Annotated in this window: 16 protein-coding genes; 9 read left to right on the forward strand and 7 right to left on the reverse strand. The window is 53.0% G+C overall.

From position 1 onward, the window contains the following. Window positions 1-12: 12 nt before the first annotated feature. The 3 genes from AC3Y5R_RS05580 to AC3Y5R_RS05590 form a co-directional block, all read right to left on the reverse strand. A complete protein-coding gene (locus AC3Y5R_RS05580; RefSeq protein WP_489920493.1) occupies window positions 13-1,452 on the reverse strand; it encodes a 6-phospho-beta-glucosidase in 1,440 nt (479 codons plus the stop codon). A gap of 40 nt (window positions 1,453-1,492) precedes the next feature. After that, window positions 1,493-3,007: a PTS transporter subunit EIIC gene (locus AC3Y5R_RS05585; RefSeq protein WP_489920494.1), complete on the reverse strand. Its 1,515-nt coding sequence runs from the start codon at window positions 3,005-3,007 to the stop codon at window positions 1,493-1,495. Between the two features lie 157 nt (window positions 3,008-3,164). Then, on the reverse strand, window positions 3,165-3,893 hold the full coding sequence (locus AC3Y5R_RS05590; RefSeq protein WP_489920495.1) for a MurR/RpiR family transcriptional regulator: 729 nt from the start codon (window positions 3,891-3,893) through the stop codon (window positions 3,165-3,167). Window positions 3,894-4,202: 309 nt separating this feature from the next. Between AC3Y5R_RS05590 and trhA the strand changes: the two genes are divergently transcribed. Continuing rightward, a complete protein-coding gene (gene trhA, locus AC3Y5R_RS05595) occupies window positions 4,203-4,856 on the forward strand; it encodes a PAQR family membrane homeostasis protein TrhA (RefSeq protein WP_489920496.1) in 654 nt (217 codons plus the stop codon). A 175-nt stretch (window positions 4,857-5,031) separates the two neighbouring features. Here trhA and ygfZ read toward each other — a convergent pair whose 3' ends face one another. Then, complete coding sequence (gene ygfZ / locus AC3Y5R_RS05600; RefSeq protein WP_489920497.1) at window positions 5,032-6,012, reverse strand: tRNA-modifying protein YgfZ; 981 nt, start codon at window positions 6,010-6,012, stop codon at window positions 5,032-5,034. A 219-nt stretch (window positions 6,013-6,231) separates the two neighbouring features. On the opposite strand from ygfZ, the gene sdhE reads away from it, so the two are divergent. Next, the gene (sdhE, locus tag AC3Y5R_RS05605; RefSeq protein WP_489920498.1) at window positions 6,232-6,498 is read left to right on the forward strand and encodes an FAD assembly factor SdhE; all 267 of its coding nucleotides are present in this window, start codon (window positions 6,232-6,234) and stop codon (window positions 6,496-6,498) included. Continuing rightward, window positions 6,479-6,886 carry a protein YgfX gene (locus tag AC3Y5R_RS05610; protein WP_158783951.1) on the forward strand — a complete coding sequence of 136 codons (408 nt, stop codon included), beginning with the start codon at window positions 6,479-6,481 and terminating at the stop codon, window positions 6,884-6,886. The genes sdhE and AC3Y5R_RS05610 overlap by 20 nt, the downstream gene beginning before the upstream one ends. Window positions 6,887-6,899: 13 nt before the next feature. On the opposite strand, the gene fldB is transcribed toward AC3Y5R_RS05610, so the two are convergent. Further along, the gene (fldB, locus tag AC3Y5R_RS05615) at window positions 6,900-7,418 is read right to left on the reverse strand and encodes a flavodoxin FldB (RefSeq protein ID WP_489920499.1); all 519 of its coding nucleotides are present in this window, start codon (window positions 7,416-7,418) and stop codon (window positions 6,900-6,902) included. 98 nt (window positions 7,419-7,516) lie between these two features. On the opposite strand from fldB, the gene xerD reads away from it, so the two are divergent. The 6 genes from xerD to AC3Y5R_RS05645 all read left to right on the forward strand — a co-directional run bounded on the left by xerD (window position 7,517) and on the right by AC3Y5R_RS05645 (window position 14,625). Beyond that, window positions 7,517-8,410 carry a site-specific tyrosine recombinase XerD gene (gene xerD, locus AC3Y5R_RS05620; RefSeq protein WP_489920581.1) on the forward strand — a complete coding sequence of 298 codons (894 nt, stop codon included), beginning with the start codon at window positions 7,517-7,519 and terminating at the stop codon, window positions 8,408-8,410. Between the two features lie 80 nt (window positions 8,411-8,490). After that, entirely contained in the window at window positions 8,491-9,192 is a 702-nt protein-coding gene (gene dsbC, locus AC3Y5R_RS05625) for a bifunctional protein-disulfide isomerase/oxidoreductase DsbC (RefSeq protein ID WP_489920500.1), read from the forward strand. A gap of 5 nt (window positions 9,193-9,197) precedes the next feature. Beyond that, window positions 9,198-10,916 (forward strand): single-stranded-DNA-specific exonuclease RecJ, encoded by a 1,719-nt coding sequence (gene recJ / locus AC3Y5R_RS05630; protein ID WP_489920501.1) that lies wholly within the window; start codon window positions 9,198-9,200, stop codon window positions 10,914-10,916. Window positions 10,917-10,978: 62 nt separating this feature from the next. Then, window positions 10,979-12,077, forward strand: a protein-coding gene (gene prfB, locus AC3Y5R_RS05635) for a peptide chain release factor 2 (protein WP_158783955.1) whose coding sequence is annotated in 2 segments (ribosomal slippage) — window positions 10,979-11,053 and window positions 11,055-12,077 — 1,098 coding nt in all. Because the reading frame shifts where the segments join, the coding sequence is not laid out codon by codon here. A 9-nt stretch (window positions 12,078-12,086) separates the two neighbouring features. Next, entirely contained in the window at window positions 12,087-13,607 is a 1,521-nt protein-coding gene (lysS, locus tag AC3Y5R_RS05640) for a lysine--tRNA ligase (RefSeq protein ID WP_489920502.1), read from the forward strand. A gap of 373 nt (window positions 13,608-13,980) precedes the next feature. Next, the gene (locus AC3Y5R_RS05645) at window positions 13,981-14,625 is read left to right on the forward strand and encodes an acyl-homoserine-lactone synthase (protein WP_489920503.1); all 645 of its coding nucleotides are present in this window, start codon (window positions 13,981-13,983) and stop codon (window positions 14,623-14,625) included. A gap of 4 nt (window positions 14,626-14,629) precedes the next feature. On the opposite strand, the gene AC3Y5R_RS05650 is transcribed toward AC3Y5R_RS05645, so the two are convergent. Continuing rightward, window positions 14,630-15,346, reverse strand: a complete 717-nt coding sequence (locus AC3Y5R_RS05650) for a LuxR family transcriptional regulator (protein WP_158783958.1) — start codon at window positions 15,344-15,346, stop codon at window positions 14,630-14,632. A gap of 279 nt (window positions 15,347-15,625) precedes the next feature. Continuing rightward, on the reverse strand, window positions 15,626-17,563 hold the full coding sequence (locus AC3Y5R_RS05655) for a methyl-accepting chemotaxis protein (protein ID WP_489920504.1): 1,938 nt from the start codon (window positions 17,561-17,563) through the stop codon (window positions 15,626-15,628). Window positions 17,564-17,676 lie beyond the last annotated feature (113 nt).

Consider the following 17,676-nt stretch of genomic DNA (forward strand, 5'->3'; position numbering starts at 1 on the left):
CCCTGCGCTTTTTCAGAGAGATTCGCCGTTGCTGGCAATCACCTGCTGATACCAGCCGAAGCTTTTCTTTTTCGAGCGGGTCAGTGTGCCGCTGCCATCATCATTTTTATCGACGTGGATAAAGCCGTAGCGCTTGCTGTACTGGCCGGTGGTGAAGGAGACGCAGTCAATGCATCCCCACGGCGTATAGCCCATCAGCTCAACCCCATCGTAAAACACCGCCAGCTTCATCTGTTCGATATGCGCCTGCAGATAGGCAATGCGGTAATCGTCGTTAATCTGCCCGTCAGGCCCGGCCTGATCAATTGCCCCGAAGCCGTTTTCCACGATGAATAACGGTTTTTGATAGCGCTCGTACAGGGCGGCAAGACTGTAACGCAGCCCGACCGGATCGATCTGCCAGCCCCAGTCGGAGGCTTTCACATGAGGGTTTGGTACGCTGCCTTCAAAGCCGGAAACTGCGCTGCCGCTGCCCTGTGCATTGGCCTGCACTGCGTTGCTCATGTAGTAGCTCAGGCCAATGTAGTCGGCGCAGCCTTCACGCAGCGTTTCAGCATCCCCTTGCTGCATCTCAATGTGATAACCCTTACGCACCCACTCGTTGAGGATGTAGGAGGGGTAGTAGCCACGCATATGCACATCGCCGAACAGATAGCGTTCGCGCATAGCCTCATGGGCCAGCATCACGTCATCCGGATGGCAGGACCACGGGTAAAGCGGCACCATGGCAATCATGCAGCCAATCTGGAAATCCTGATTGATCTCATGACCCAGTTTGACCACCTTCGCGCTGGCAACGAACTGGTGATGCAGTACCTGATACATCGCCTGCTCGGGCTTAGCGTGGTCGGTGAATACCACGCCGGAACAGCAGTAGCCGAACAGCGGATATTTCCAGTTGCGCTGATTATTGATCTCGTTAAAGGTCATCCAGTACTTCACTTTGCCCTTGTAACGTTCCAGCACTACCTCGCTGAAGCGCACAAAGAAATCAACCACTTTGCGGTTCAGCCAGCCGCCATACTCTTTCACCAGGTGATACGGCATCTCGAAGTGCGACAGGGTAATCACCGGCTCGATGTTGTATTTCAACAGCTCATCGAACAGGTCGTCATAAAACTGCAGGCCCGCTTCATTCGGCTCCAGCTCATCGCCGTTGGGGAAGATGCGCGTCCAGGCGATTGAGGTGCGGAAGCACTTAAATCCCATCTCGGCGAACAGCGCCACATCCTCTTTATAATGGGAGTAAAATTCCACCGCCTGATGGTTGGGGTAGCTGTAGCCTGGCTGAATGCCATCGGTCATCACCCGGTCCAGGCCGTGAGCGCCGCCGGAAAGAACATCCGCAATGCTGACGCCCTTACCGCCTTGATCCCAGCCGCCTTCAACCTGATGCGCGGCAACGGCACCTCCCCAGAGGAAATCTTTTGGTAACTGCTGATGTGTGGTCATCAATTCCGTCCTTATAGCTGATACATTTTTTAGTGGCAAATCAGTCCTGTGAAGGTTTCAGTGAACTGGTGCTGTGCGCTTTATCCCCCGGCAGCTCTTTAAATCCGGCAAACCAGGTGAACACCGCGCCCAGCACAAAGGCCACGCTGATTGACAGCAGGAAGCCGATAAACTGTGGCATGTGCCCCTCTTTGAAAAACACTGGCAGCACCGCAATGCCCGGCAGACAGTAACTCCAGGAGACGGCATTAAAGAATCCGGCCACGGCTCCCCCGACGGCTCCGGCCAGGCAACCGCAGATCATCGGCCGCTTCAGCCGCAGCGCTACGCCATAGATTGCCGGTTCGGTAATACCAAACAGCGCGGTCATGCCTGCTGACAGAGCGACCCGTTTCATTTCGGCATCTTTCGCTTTCAGCCAGACGCCGAAGGTGGCTCCGGCCATCGCAAAGACCGGAGAGGCCTGCAGCCCGGTAAAAGTGTCGTAACCCAGCGTGGCATAGTTACCGACGGTGACCGGTGTAATCCCCCAGTGCACGCCCAGCGTCACCAGCGGCATCCACAGTGCGCCAACCACAAATCCGGCTATCGACGGGCTGAGGTGGTACAGCGTGTTGTAAACGCCGCCGATTGCGCCGCCTGTCGCATTCCCAATCGGCCCGAAGGCCAGCAGCGTCATCGGCACCATGATTGCGATGCAGAACAGCGGCGTGAACAGGTTGCGGATCACCAGCGGCAAAATGCGCTCAAAGAAGTGCTGAACATACGACATCACCCAGACCATCAGGATGATCGGGATCACTGAGGCGGTGTAAGTCAGATATTTTACCGGAATGCCGAAGAAGTCCAGCGTCGGTGCATTAACCGGAACTCCGACAACTTCCACCAGAATTTTGGCGATGTCCGGGGTCGCGATCGCTTCTTTCATCAGTTGCTGCATGGCGGGATCTGCCGAGTTCGCCAGTACGATTTTGTTGGCGGCCAGCATGTTCATATAATCCGGACTGATCAGTGCACAGGCTGCAATCACGGCGGTGAAAGGGTTAACGTTAAATTTCTTTGCGGCGGTGAAGGCCACCATTACCGGCAGGAAAGTAAAGCCGGTCCACGAGACTAAATTCAGAATGCGATACGCGCCGCTGGCCTGATCCATCCAGCCCAGCGCGGTGACCAGCGAGAGGATACCCTGCAGCACGCCACAGGCTGCCAGCGGATAGAGGAACGGGGCGAAAATACTGGAGATAATGTCCATCAGGCGGCTGACGATGCCCACGTTCGGCGCAGCCATTGCGGCATTATCATCAATATTGACCCGCTTCAGCACGGCCTGAAAGGCCTCGCCGACATGATTGCCAATCACCACCTGTAACTGGCCACTGGCTTCAATTACGGTAATAACACCTTTCACCCGTTTTAATTGATCTTTGTTAACTTCATCGTGGCTTTTTAATATAAACCGCAGTCTTGTGGCACAATGTGTGATATTGATCACATTAGCATTGCCGCCAATCAATTCAATAATCTCTTCAGCGACCTTATCGTAATTCAGAGCCATGATTATTCCTCGCCAGGGTACACTCATCATGTGGGAAAAAATTTTCCGGGATGTTCGGTTTTATTATTATTGCGAATGTAACAAGGTGGCTAAGAATGTCACGATATAACAAATTCACCCGCAGGTGATTTGTCACATCAAAAAAACAGGATGTTTTTTATTTCAGCAGGCTGGCGAGTTGACGACCAATGGTTTCCAGAATATAGATCACTGGCACCTGGGTGGTGACGTTATACTCCCCGGCCATGCGCAGCTGTGGCATATGGCACGAGAGATTGAAGTCGGCCATGCGGGCCAGCGAGGAGTTATCATTATTGGTAATTGAAATCACCTGGCAGTGATGAAGGCTGAATTGCGTGGCCAGACGCAATATCTCCGGCGTTTCACCTGAAAAAGATAATATAATCGCCACAGCGTCTTTATACATATCACTGTTAACCGGATAATAAGGATCATCAATGTGACTGCTGAACTTACCGACATTGGAGAAAAAACGCGCGCCATATTTTCCTAAAGTACCGGAGGTTCCGGCAACGACAAATATAATACGCTCAGCTTTAATCAGATGCTCCACCGCTTCCGCTATTAACGTTTCGAACTCGGTATTATTAATACTTTTAAAAAAACTGACGATTTCGCTGATGCCGGACTGGCCCGGAAGCTGCTGTTCCTGCTCAAGGTATAATTTAAAACGAATTCGAAATTCGGAATAGCCATCGCAATTCATCTTCCGGCAAAACCGCAGCACGGTGGTGGTGGAGAGCGCAGCGGCATCGGCCAGCTCGAGAATGGTCATATACATGACCTTGTCACGATTTTTTATCGCATAGTTGTAGACCTGCAGTTCCAGGCCGTTCAGGGTGGCAAGGTTATGATGGGTAAACATAGCGGCGCTCAAATCCCGGAGAATCACTACATTAGCAGATTTTGCCACCCTGAGGCAGGGGTTTTACCCGTGCCATCCACCGTGTCATCTCCGCGAAATCTGCCGAACCTATAGTTGTGTGCTGTTCGTGTTACAGGCATTCACAGTTTATTTTTAGCTTACATGTGTACTCTGAAATTATTCTCAGCTACGCTAGTTGTGCTCAATTTTCGGGCGTGCTGGCCGATACTCAGAGTCAGTACCGAGCGTTGATTTCACGTATCTTGCGCGGTCAACAAGCCCGCTTCAGAGTAGGGAGAGTAAGAGAATATGGCCGAAAAAACGTTATTAGCGCACGGCTATTCCCTTGCCGAGGAAGTGGCAAACAGCATCAGCCACGGCATCGGTTTTATTTTTGGTATCGTCGGTCTGGTGTTGCTACTGATCCAGGCGGTAGACAGCCAGGCTGGCATCATGGCGATCACCAGCTACAGCCTGTATGGCGGCAGTATGATCCTGCTGTTTCTGGCTTCCACCCTTTATCATGCGATTCCACACCAGCGGGCGAAGTACTGGCTTAAAAAGCTGGATCACTGCGCTATCTATATTTTGATAGCGGGCACTTACACTCCTTTTTTACTGGTCGGTCTGAAGTCGCCGTTGGCACACGGACTGATGGTGATTATCTGGAGCCTGGCGCTGATTGGGGTGTTGTTCAAACTGGCGTTTGTTCACCGCTTTGAGGCGCTGTCGGTGATCACCTATCTGCTGATGGGCTGGTTGTCGCTGATTGTTATCTATCAGTTGGCCATTAAGCTCTCACCGGTAGGTGTCTGGCTGCTGGCGGCGGGCGGGGTGATTTATTCGCTGGGGGTGATCTTTTATGTCTCGAAGCGGATCCCGTATAACCACGCGATTTGGCACGGGTTCGTGCTGGGCGGCAGCATCTGCCACTTCCTGGCTATCTATCTCTATGTTTCGTGATGAATGGGCAATGATTCAGATGCTAAAGGTGAGATGAACAGGCAACGACTCATATGCCAAAGGTGAGTCAGTCCTTTAACAGACCGACTCCCCGCGCAGGTACTGATTTTGATAATGCAGAGACTATTTTCATCAAGCTCAGTTTTTATTAGCTCACACGAATGGGTTCGTCAGGTTAACTCAGCTCGTACGGCAGCGGCTGGATCGTCAGCTTACCGCCATCATCACCCTGCACACGCAGCTCGCTGTCTGGTTCCAGGTCATTATTCAGCACCGCCTGAACCCAAACCTCACCGTTATCCAGTTGGCAAGCCGACAGAATAGTTCCGGTGCGACGCCAGTTTTCTCCCAGCTTCATTTCCAGCGAGTCATTAGCGGCGGGAACTCGCCCGGCGCTCCCGGCCAGCCAGAACAGCGCACGCTTGTTGGCACCACGGAATTTTGCACGAGCAACCATCTCCTGACCGGTGTAGCAGCCTTTCTTAAAGCTGATGGCATCCAGCGCCTGAAGATTGGTGGCCTGCGGAATAAACTGCGCGCTGGTTACGTCATCTATTACCGGGAAACCGGCTTCAATATTCAGTGCCAGCCACTGGGAGCTGTCGGTCAGCTGCGCCTGCCCGTCCAGCGCTTCGCGCAGTGCCAGGGCTTTATCACGGCTCGTTACCAGCAGGAAACGCTCAGCGGGCAGGGCAAACCATAACAGGGTGGTATCATCCTGCTGCACCACCGGAGTTTCAGCATCCGGCAGCGTGTCAAAGAAGCTGGCTAAAGCTGTGCGTGCCTGAAAGCCAGCCACGCCGAGCAGTATTACTTCGTCATCGGCGGCGATGGTGACTTTGGAGAACACGGCATATTTTTTCAGTTCGGTAATCTGCGTGTCGCGCAGGCTGCGGCGCACCAGATAGGCAAGTCCCTCACCGCGATGGAACAGGCGCAGGTTGCTCCACATTTTGCCTTTGGCATCACAATGGGCAGCAGGGAGGTGGTCAGCCGCACCCAGTGCAGCCACATCCAGCGTGACCTGACCCTGCAGGTAGCTGACGCGATCTGCGCCGGTAACGTTAACCAACGCCCACTCTTCCAGCGAGATCAGCGTAAGCGGCAGGCGTGCCGAAGCCGCAGGTTGACGAGGCGGAAAAGATAAAGTCGGCATGATGTATTCCTGATTTAAGGTAAACCCTGTCAGTCATGTTAAAAGAGCCGACCGGCTTTGCAACCTGTTTCCTGGAAACGACGCACAAAACGTGTGATAACCCTGCAACACATGCACCTGCTTTGCGAAGCGGTACAAAAGCAGAAAATTGCTGCATCAACATCCCGGCGAAAAAGCGTTACACTAGCCAGCATGTTTGACTGACTGACGATGGAAAAAATGGATATTAGTAATAGAGCCCGCGTTCACTGGGCCTGCCGTCGCGGCATGCGTGAACTGGATATCTCCATCATGCCGTTTTTCGAGTATGAATATGATTCACTGAGCGACAGCGACAAACATGTGTTTGTTCGCCTGCTGGAGAGTGACGATCCCGATTTGTTCAACTGGCTGATGAATCACGGCGAACCGGCCGATGCAGAACTGAAGCGAATGGTGCACCTGATCCAGCAGCGAAACCAGCAACGTGGCCCTGTGGCACTCTGATCTGCGGGTCTCCTGGCGTGCGCAGTGGGTCTCGCTGCTGCTGCATGGTGTGGTGATCCTGTTGCTCCTGCTGGCTCCCTGGCCTGCCAGCTACACGGTGGTGTGGATGTTACTGCTGACGCTGGTGGTGTTCGAGTGCGTGCGCAGCCAGCGGCGTATTCGCAGCCGGGAAGGGGATATTGCCCTGCTGGAAGGACGACAAATGCAGTGGCGCCAGAAACGCTGGCAAATCTGCGGGCGGCCGTGGATGACCCGACAGGCGATCCTGCTGGCGCTGCGTACGCCCAGAGGCGAGCAGGAAAAGCTGTGGCTGGTGCGCGACAGTATGGCCGAGGAGGAATGGCGGCAGCTGCGACAGCAACTGCTCAGTGCTGGACATGCCGCTTAGGCGGCTGGCAGGATTACAGCGTGTCAGCCATTTCCGTCAGGATCTGCTCGCACCACTGCGCAATGCGCTCGTCAGTTGCTTCAAACTGATTGACGTCATCCAGCGCCAGGCCAACAAACTGGCGGCCATCTGCGGTCAGCGGTTTTTTGCTGGTGAACTCGTAACCTTCGTTAGGCCAGAAGCCGACAAACTTCACGTCCAGCGGAGCCAGCACGTCATGCAGCATACCCAGCGCATCCAGGAACCATTCGCTGTATTCGGCCTGATCGCCCATACCATACAGTGCCACCACTTTACCGTTAAGATTCAGCGCAGGCAATTCGGTCCAGATGGCTTCCCAGTCCTCCTGCAGTTCGCCGAAGTCCCAGGTGGGAATGCCGAGGATCAGCATGTCGTACTTTTCCATCAGCTGCGGTGAGTCATCTTTCAGATTGTGTAGGGTGACGAGGTCTTCGCCTATGAAATCACGGATCTTCTCTGCTGCCATTTCGGTATAGCAGGTGCTGGAACCGTAAAAGAGACCAATATTCATATCCGGTTAACTCATTGTGCATGGTGCAATGGCGCGGATTATATCAGAATTGAACTTTGACGGCTTTTTTCGCCGCACGGGTGAACAAAGGGGATGACGTGCAGGACAGCGACCTGATCGAACAGTTTCTTGATGCCTTATGGATTGAGCGCAACCTGGCTGAAAATACCGTGGCCTCTTATCGTCTTGATTTGATGTCGCTGGCGGGCTGGTTAGCCCACCATGAATCCGATCTTTTGCGGGTGGATACGGTTGATTTGCAGGGCTTTCTGGCCGGACGTGTTGAGGGCGGCTATAAGGCTACCAGCTCGGCACGCCTGCTCAGCGCCATGCGTCGTCTGTTTCAGTATCTCTACCGTGAGAAACTGCGTGAAGACGATCCCAGCGCGCTGCTCTCTTCTCCTAAACTGCCGCAGCGCCTGCCGAAAGACCTCAGTGAAGCGCAGATTGACCGCCTGCTGCAGGCACCGTCCACCGAAATTCCCCTTGAACTGCGCGATAAAGCGATGCTGGAGTTGCTGTATGCCACCGGCCTGCGCGTGACCGAACTGGTCACCCTGACGCTGAGCAATGTCAGCCTTCGTCAGGGCGTGGTCCGGGTGATTGGTAAAGGCAACAAAGAACGGCTGGTGCCGCTGGGGGAAGAGGCGGTGCACTGGCTGGAACAGTATATTGAGTATGGACGACCGTGGTTGCTCAATGGCCAGACCCTCGACGTGCTGTTTCCCAGCAGTCGCGCGCAACAAATGACCCGGCAAACTTTCTGGCATCGGATTAAACATTACGCCACACTGGCAGGGATCGACAGCGAGAAACTGTCCCCGCACGTGCTGCGCCATGCGTTTGCCACTCATCTGCTGAACCACGGTGCCGATTTGCGAGTTGTCCAGATGCTGCTGGGGCACAGTGATTTGTCGACCACCCAGATTTATACGCACGTCGCCACCGAGCGGCTGCGTCAGTTACATCAACAGCATCACCCTCGCGCTTAGCGGGGCACTCTTTACAACAGCGTCTCCCGCGCCTGGCGCGAAGATTAAACGGCCCGAGAATGAGGCTTTAAGGACATTAAATGAAGAAGCGTCACCTTTTGCTTTCCCTGCTGATAACGGCAGTCACCGGTTTTGCCCACGCTGATGATGCAGCCATCCAGCAGTCACTGAAAAAGCTGGGCCTGCAGCAGATTGAGATCCAGCCTTCAACCCTGCCAGGCATGAAAACCGTGCTGACTGAAAGTGGCGTGCTGTACATCACCGAAGACGGTAAACAGTTTATTCAGGGGCCACTGTATGACGTAAGCGGCGGACAGCCGGTTAACGTGACTAACAAGCTGCTGGAGAAAAAAGTGGATGCGCTCAGCGACCAGATGATCGTGTATAAAGCGCCGAAAGAGCAGCATGTGATCACAGTGTTTACCGATATCACCTGTGGCTACTGCCGCAAGCTGCACACCCAGATTGCCGACTACAACGCACTGGGCATCACCGTGCGCTACCTTGCCTTTCCACGGGAAGGCATGAACGGTCAGGTTGCCAAAGACATGAAATCAGTCTGGTGCTCAGCAGACCGCCGCAAAGCCTTTGATGCCGCGATGAAAGGCGAAGCCGTTACTCCGGCAGACTGCAATATCGACCTGGCTCAGCACTATAAACTGGGTATTCTGTACGGTATTCAGGGTACGCCAGCTATTCTGCTGCAGAACGGCATGATGATCCCAGGCTACCAGGGGCCGCAGGAAATGAAGCAGATGCTTGACAGCCAGAAGGGTGGCTGAGCGCAGTGAACAGTAAAACCGAACTCCGTCGCCGTGAGGCGGCGGAAGGCTGTAATCTTCCTGACGATCTGCATCCTCTGCTTCGCCGCCTTTATCTGCACCGTGGTGTTCAACTGGCGACAGAGCTGGAGCGTGGGGCAAAACACCTTCATGCTTTCCACTCCCTGGATGGCATTGAGCGGGCGGCTGAAATTCTGCAGCAGGCCATTAGTGACAACCTGTGCATTATGATCGTCGGCGATTTTGACGCCGATGGTGCAACCAGTACGGCCCTGACGGTACTGGCGCTGCGCAGCATGGGCGGACGTAACGTCAAATATCTGGTGCCAAATCGCTTTGATGATGGTTACGGTCTGAGTCCGGAAGTGGTCGGGCAGGCTGCCGCTCGTGGCGCTCAGTTGATCGTCACCGTGGATAACGGTATTTCCTCCCATGCTGGCGTCAGCCTCGCGCATGAGAAGGGCATTGCGGTGGTGATCACCGATCACCACCTGCCGGGCGAGACGCTGCCGGAGGCAGAGGCGATCGTTAATCCTAACCTTGACGGCTGCGCGTTCCCGTCGCGATCGCTGGCAGGCGTGGGCGTGGCTTTCTACCTGATGCTGGCACTGCGTGCCCGTCTGCGCGACAGCGGTGCAGAAACATTGCCCAATCTGGCTGAACTGCTGGATTTAGTGGCGTTGGGCACGGTGGCGGACGTGGTGCCGCTGGATGCCAATAACCGTATTTTGGTCTGGCAGGGGCTGAGCCGCATCCGCGCCGGGAAATGTCGTGCCGGGATCAAGGCACTACTGGAAGTGGCGAACCGCGATGCCCGTCAGCTTGCCGCAAACGATCTGGGGTTCGCACTGGGACCACGGCTGAACGCGGCCGGGCGACTGGACGATATGTCGGTCGGCGTGGCATTGCTGCTGAGTGAGGACATTGCCCAGGCCAGAATGCTGGCCAGCGAACTGGATGCGCTGAACCAGACGCGCAAAGAGATTGAGCAGGGCATGCAGACGGAAGCGCTGGCGCTGTGCGACAAACTTGAGAGAAGCAGCGAGGCGCTGCCGTTAGGCATTGCCATGTATCATCCGGAGTGGCATCAGGGCGTGGTGGGCATTCTGGCTTCCCGGCTGAAAGAGCGTTTCCACCGACCGGTGATTGCTTTTGCTCCCTCGGGTGACGGCGTGCTGAAAGGTTCGGGACGCTCCATTGCCGGGCTGCACATGCGCGATGCGCTGGAAAGGCTGGACACGCTGAATCCTGGGCTGATGCTGAAGTTTGGCGGTCATGCCATGGCGGCCGGTCTGTCACTGGAAGAAGCGAAGTTTGACGAGTTCCGCCAGCGCTTTGGCGACCTGGTCGGCGAGTGGCTGGATGCGGAATCGCTGCAGGGCGTGATCTGGTCAGACGGTGAGCTGATGGCGCAGGAGTTGACGCTGCCAACAGCTGAACTGCTGCGGGAAGCCGGGCCGTGGGGCCAGTCCTTTCCGGAGCCGCAGTTTGACGGCAAGTTCAAACTGATCCAGCAGCGCCTGGTGGGGGAACGTCATCTGAAGGTGATGATCGAACCACTGGGTGGCGGGCCGCTGCTCGACGGCATCGCTTTCAACATCGACACCGCACTGTGGCCTGACCCAAGCGTTAAGCAGGTTGAGCTGGCCTATAAGCTGGATATCAACGAGTTTCGCGGCAACCGCAGCGTGCAGCTGATCATCGACCACCTCTGGCCGCTGTAATCCGCCCACATTTTCAGTTAAACTGCTGAGTTACATTCAGGCCCCTGGAAGAATCAAAAATCATGTTTGAAATTAATCCTGTTAAGAACCGGATTCAGGATCTCTCTGAGCGCAGCGGCGTTCTCAGGGGGTATCTTTGACTACGATGCCAAGAAAGAACGTTTAGAAGAAGTTAACGCCGAGCTGGAACAGCCGGACGTGTGGAATGAACCTGACCGCGCCCAGGCGCTGGGCAAAGAGCGTTCCTCACTGGAAGCCATTGTCGCCACGCTGGATCAGATGAGTCAGGGACTGGAAGACGTTTCCGGCCTGCTCGAACTGGCCGTTGAAGCCGACGATGAAGACACCTTCAACGAAGCGGTGGCTGAGCTGGACGTGCTGGAGAAAAAGCTCGGTGAGCTGGAATTCCGCCGCATGTTCTCCGGCGAGTATGACAGCGCTGACTGCTACGTGGATATTCAGGCCGGTTCCGGTGGCACCGAAGCTCAGGACTGGGCCAGCATGCTGGTGCGTATGTACCTGCGTTGGGCCGAAGCAAAAGGCTTCAAAACCGAAATTATCGAAGAGTCTGAAGGTGACGTTGCGGGCACCAAGTCTGCCACGCTGCGCATCATGGGCGACTATGCCTTTGGCTGGCTGCGTACCGAAACCGGCGTGCATCGCCTGGTACGTAAGAGCCCGTTCGACTCCGGCGGCCGTCGTCACACCTCGTTCAGCTCCGCGTTTATCTATCCGGAAGTGGACGAAGATATTGATATCGAGATCAACCCGGCCGACCTGCGTATTGACGTTTACCGCGCCTCCGGTGCGGGTGGTCAGCACGTTAACCGAACCGAATCTGCGGTCCGTATTACCCACATCCCGACCAATACCGTGACGCAGTGTCAGAATGACCGTTCTCAGCACAAAAACAAAGACCAGGCGATGAAGCAGATGAAGGCGAAGCTGTACGAACTGGAAATGCAGAAGAAAAACGCTGAGAAACAGGCGCTGGAAGATAACAAATCTGATATCGGCTGGGGCAGCCAGATCCGTTCCTACGTGCTGGATGACTCCCGCATCAAGGATCTGCGCACCGGTGTGGAAACCCGTAATACCCAGGCGGTGCTGGATGGCGATCTGGACCGATTTATTGAAGCAAGTTTGAAAGCAGGGCTATAAGGAACTGACATGTCTGAACAACAACCGCAAAGCGCTGATGCCGCACTTGAGCTGAATAACGAACTGAAAGCGCGTCGCGAAAAGCTCAGCGCGCTGCGTGAAAACGGCGTGGCATTTCCGAATGACTTCCGCCGCGACAGCCTTTCAGATCGACTGCATGCTGATTACGATGCCAAAGAAAATGAAGAGCTGGAAGCGTTGGGTGTTGAGGTCAGCGTTGCCGGTCGTATGATGACCCGCCGTATCATGGGCAAAGCCTCTTTCGTGACTTTGCAGGACGTCGGCGGCCGCATCCAGCTGTACGTTTCCCGCGATGATTTGGCTGAGGGCATCTACAACGAGCAGTTCAAAAAGTGGGATCTTGGCGATATCGTCGGTGCCCGCGGTAAGCTGTTTAAAACCAAAACTGGCGAGTTGTCCATTCACTGCCACGAACTGCGCCTGTTGACCAAAGCCCTGCGCCCGCTGCCGGACAAGTTCCACGGCCTGGCCGACCAGGAAACCCGTTACCGTCAGCGCTACCTTGATCTGATCTCTAACGACGAATCCCGTAACACCTTCAAAATTCGTTCGCAGATCATGGCGGGTATCCGCAGCTTTATGGTCGGTCGTGATTTTATGGAAGTGGAAACGCCAATGATGCAGGTGATCCCTGGCGGTGCATCAGCCCGTCCGTTTATCACCCATCACAATGCGCTGGATATCGACATGTATCTGCGTATCGCCCCGGAACTGTACCTGAAGCGTCTGGTGGTTGGTGGCTTCGATCGCGTGTTTGAAATCAACCGTAACTTCCGTAACGAAGGTATTTCGCCGCGCCATAACCCTGAGTTCACCATGATGGAACTCTATATGGCGTATGCGGATTACAAGGATCTGATCGAGCTGACCGAAAGCCTGTTCCGCACGCTGGCGCAGGATGTGCTGGGTAATACGGTGGTGCCTTACGGTGAGCAGGAGTTCGACTTCGGCAAGCCGTTTGAGAAGCTGACGATGAAAGAAGCGATTCTGAAATATCGTCCGGAAACCAACCTCGTCGACCTCGACGAGTTTGATAAAGCGGCAGCCATTGCGCAGTCACTGGGCATCAAAATCGAGAAGAGCTGGGGCCTGGGCCGCATCGTGACCGAGATCTTCGAAGAGACGGCGGAAAGCCATCTGATCCAGCCAACCTTCATCACCGAATACCCGGCTGAAGTGTCACCGCTGGCTCGTCGTAACGACCACAATCCGGAAATCACCGACCGCTTCGAGTTCTTTATTGGCGGCCGTGAAATCGGTAACGGCTTCTCCGAGCTGAACGATGCGCAGGATCAGGCTGAGCGTTTCCTGCAGCAGGTCAATGCCAAAGATGCCGGTGATGACGAAGCGATGTTCTACGACGAAGACTACGTGACGGCGCTGGAGCATGGTCTGCCACCTACGGCGGGCCTCGGCATCGGTATTGACCGCATGGTAATGCTGTTTACCAACAGCCACACTATCCGCGATGTGATCCTGTTCCCGGCACTGCGTCCATCCGGTAAGTAATCCTCTCCCTGCTGGTGCTGGTGCTGGTGCTGGTGCTGGTACAAAAAGTACAGGTGCTGGCTGGCGGAGGCGTAAAAAGGAGCGAATGTCATTCGCTCCTTCAACGCAATTATTCCCTGCATATTTCCCATATCCCTGTTAATTCAGTAGTCTGGAATTCTCTTTCAGACGGGGTTCATGCTGACTGAAATAATCCCTGTAACTTTTCTCTCTCTTTCCTGAGCTATAAGTATTTTTTATATCGTTTTTTAAAATCTTACTACCGTTTATTGGCGCTTAATAATATCATCCTCCCGTCTCGGCATAATGACCGGAGAACTTCGCCTGTGTTCTCAGATAGTTTCACTTATCTAAATTAAACACAGGTAACATTATGCTTAATATTTATTGTTCTAATTACTCAACTTTAGATTGCAAAAAATCAGAAGATATTTTTATCTTGAGGAAAAATATATTTAAAGACAGGCTCCAGTGGGCAGTAAGCTGTACGGGTGGAATGGAAACTGATGAGTTTGATAATGAAAATACAAAATACATTTATGGGGTGAAAGATGAGAAGGTAATATGCAGTAGTCGAATTATTGAAATGCGGAATAAAAATATGCTTGTCAATACTTTTTCCTCTTTTTTTAATAAGGTTGATATTCCTGAAGGTAACTATATTGAATCCACTCGTTTTTTCGTCGATAAAAAAAGAGCTAAAACTTTAGCGGGGCCACGCTTCCCCGTAACGAAGGTTTTATTCCTGTCCCTGATAAACTTTGCAAGGCAGAATCAATACGATGGCATTATTGCCGTAGCCAGCCATCCTATGATGCAAATTATCAGGAATTCAGGTTGGCGTATTACTCTGCTGGAAACGGGCCAGTCAGAGAAAGAAGAGCCGGTGTATCTGGTTTTGGGGCATGTCGATGATGAAAGCCAGCAGGCGCTGAAGGCAAAAATTATCGGGGAAGATGGCAGTCTGAAGGAGGATCTCCTGAATCGCTGGCCATTGTCTGAAGAAGCTTTTTCATAATTAACTAACTGACGGGTTTAACCAGGTGAAGCTCCATGCCGAGACGCACTGCATGCCTGGCATTTGTCACACCCAGCTTCCTGACAATGTTCGACATGTGAAATTTTACCGTGGTCGTTTTTATTCCCAGAATCATTCCGGTTTCCGCATAGGTTTTTCCGACGCTGGCCCAATAAAGGATTTCGTTTTCCCGCTCAGTAAACAGGTTCCTGTTGGATGAAGTTGATTCACTTTTTTTCGAGAGCAGGGTGAGTGCCAGATACTCTTCATGAACGGCAGCAAGTAATAAATTTAAAATCCCTTTATTAAGGTTAATGCACTGTTCTACTTCATCTTTTTTACTGGGGTCAATGATTAAAGAGAGCGTGGCCATATTGTTTTTATAATCATGCAAAACAAAGGTATAGCCATTGATTACGCTGAAAAGCCTGGCCTTTTCGAAAATGCTGGAAAAGAATGGTTCATTACCGATGGTGATTTTTTCATCCCATGAAAAAGGTGTCAGCCGGTTTAGTGCAGTGATAACAACCGGATCAGTAAACTGCAGGTTATTATCCTGATAAAGTTTCACCCATTCAGCCGGATAATTAGTCGCGTGCTGAATAATCGACATATTGTTTTTTGATATAACAACATATGCCCAGGTGAAACTCCCCAGTTCACCTAACCTGGTTTCAAGGTGTTTTTTGATAACACTGCTGACATAAAGTTCCTTTTCCATAACGGCATATCTCCCGGTGATCCAGTGCATTCTGCGGTGCGGCAGTCGCTGTGTTAAACCTGTGACAAGGTGGTTTTGCCCTGTCAAAGCTGATGCAAAAAAAGATATTTGTACTTTTTTTCTTCCGATATGAAAAAGTACCGTTTTACGCCTCCTCTTGCAACTCTGTGGACACGTTGGGGGGGATGAGATGCAAAATCAGGCCCCTGAGCCTGATTTTGGTCTTCAACCTCAGCCATCTTTTGCCGGTGGCTGAGTGTTCCTGCTGCCCTGGGGGATTCAGGTATTGAACGTTGTCCAGCCCGGCGACTGACTGAGGGCCACCTCTCCACGTCTGTTGCTCATCATTTTTACCGGTGGTGAAGCAGCGGGCCTCGCATGGGCTTCCTCTACCCGGAAAACGGCAATCAGATTATTCAACTGCTGGGCCTGATCTTCCAGCGCATTGGCAGCAGCAGAAGATTGCTCAACCAGTGCGGCATTTTGTTGTGTTGTGCTGTCCATTTCCGTCATCGCGCGGCCAATCTGCTCAATACCACGATTTTGCTCTTCTGACGCCGTGGCGATTTCCGTCATCAGTTCGCTGACTTGTGTGACAGAGTCTCTGATGCCGATCATGCTATCGCTGGCTCCTTCAACGTGAGAGGCACCTTCCTCTACCTGAGCAACGGAATTGGCGATCAGCCCCTCGATTTCCCTTGCGGCAGTGGCGCTACGCTGTGCCAAAGCCCGGACTTCTTCAGCAACCACCGCAAAGCCTCTGCCATGTTCACCCGCTCTGGCGGATTCAACGGCGGCGTTCAGCGCCAGAATATTGGTCTGGAAGGCAATGCTGTTAATCACTGAGGTGATATCTGCAATCTGTGCCGAACTCTCTTTAATAGATTTCATGCTCTGCGTCATTTGACCGATAATCTCACCGCCGCGTGCGGCCTGGTGTGAAGCCGAGACGGCCAGGGTACTGGCATTGCGCGCATTATCGGTATTTTGTTTCACGGTCGCAGTGAGCTGCTCCATGCTGGCTGCTGTTTCCACTACGGCGGCGGCTTGCTCTTCAGTGCGTGAAGAGAGGTCATTGTTGCCCTCGGCTATTTCGCCCGATGCCAGCATGACACTTTGGATGCCGTTTTTCACAGAATGAATAATCTCTTTCAGATTATTATTCATCGCTCCAATTGCCTGAAGTAGTAGCCCAGGTTCGTCCTTACGTGTACTGCTCACTGACGTGGTCAAATCACCGGCTGCGATTTGCTGTGCCACCTGCAGGCTTCGCTTCAAAGGCACAGTGATACTGCTGCTGATAAGGCGGGCAATTATCATACTGGCAAGGGCTGCGGCAAGAGCAATACTGCCAATCGTCCATGTTGAGGAGTCAATAAAATGCCGCGAGTTTTTTGACTGATACACAAACATTTTATTTATCGAGTCATCAAACTGCTTCACGCGACCTGCAAGCTCCAGGGCCGCTTTTTTATGCTCCTGCCAGATCTGATCAAATCCGCTGAGGCTGCGTCGGGAAGCGCTTATGGTGTCGTTAATGCTGCCGGTTAGCGCAATCAGCTGAGGGCTGGCATTGGTATTCAGTGAAGTCGTCAGCGTCGTGGCCCGACTAATCAGATTTTCCAGTGACTGCAGATTTTGTGGTGTCGGGGCGGTGGTAACGTCAAGCAGTACCAGCTTGATCTCTTTCAGCGTGGTTGAAAGCTGGGCCGCAGTATAGGCCATTTCCGGCGAGAGATTGGCAGAAGTCAGTTGGTCTAACTGACGGGCCGTTTCCAGAAAAGGCATCTCGCGTAGCTGAATGGCTTTGCCCATCATACTTTTCATATCTGAAATTAAAATATCGCGCAGATCGGAATAGTCTTTCAGGGCATTAGCAATTTCATCTACCAGCATCTGACCTTCACTATCCCAGTGGTAAGACGCCAGGGTGTGATGCTGCCTGACCATCTCCTGCAGTGCCTGGCCATTTTTATCCGCATATTCAGTGTCATTAGTGTACTGATAAAGCGTGCGATTCAGTTTTGCCTGAGCAAAAGACCCCACCATATCAATTGTTAAGGCGCGGCGCTGTGCATTATCCTGAATACCTGCCAGCGACATTAGCGAGATGACGCCTATCATCACCAGCGAAATGATGACTAATGAAAACCCGGAAGCCAGTTTGTAGCCGACTTTCATATTAGTAAACCCGCTGAATGCTCCAGCCTGTCTCATAGAAACTCCTGCATCATGAAAGAAAATGTAGCCCTGAACTGGCGAACGAAGGCTGCTGTATAGATTTTTACGGTATCGGTCAGGAAGCTTTAAACATTAGAGCTCTAAATATT

It is taken from the genome of Erwinia sp. 009765445 (genome assembly GCF_058137865.1).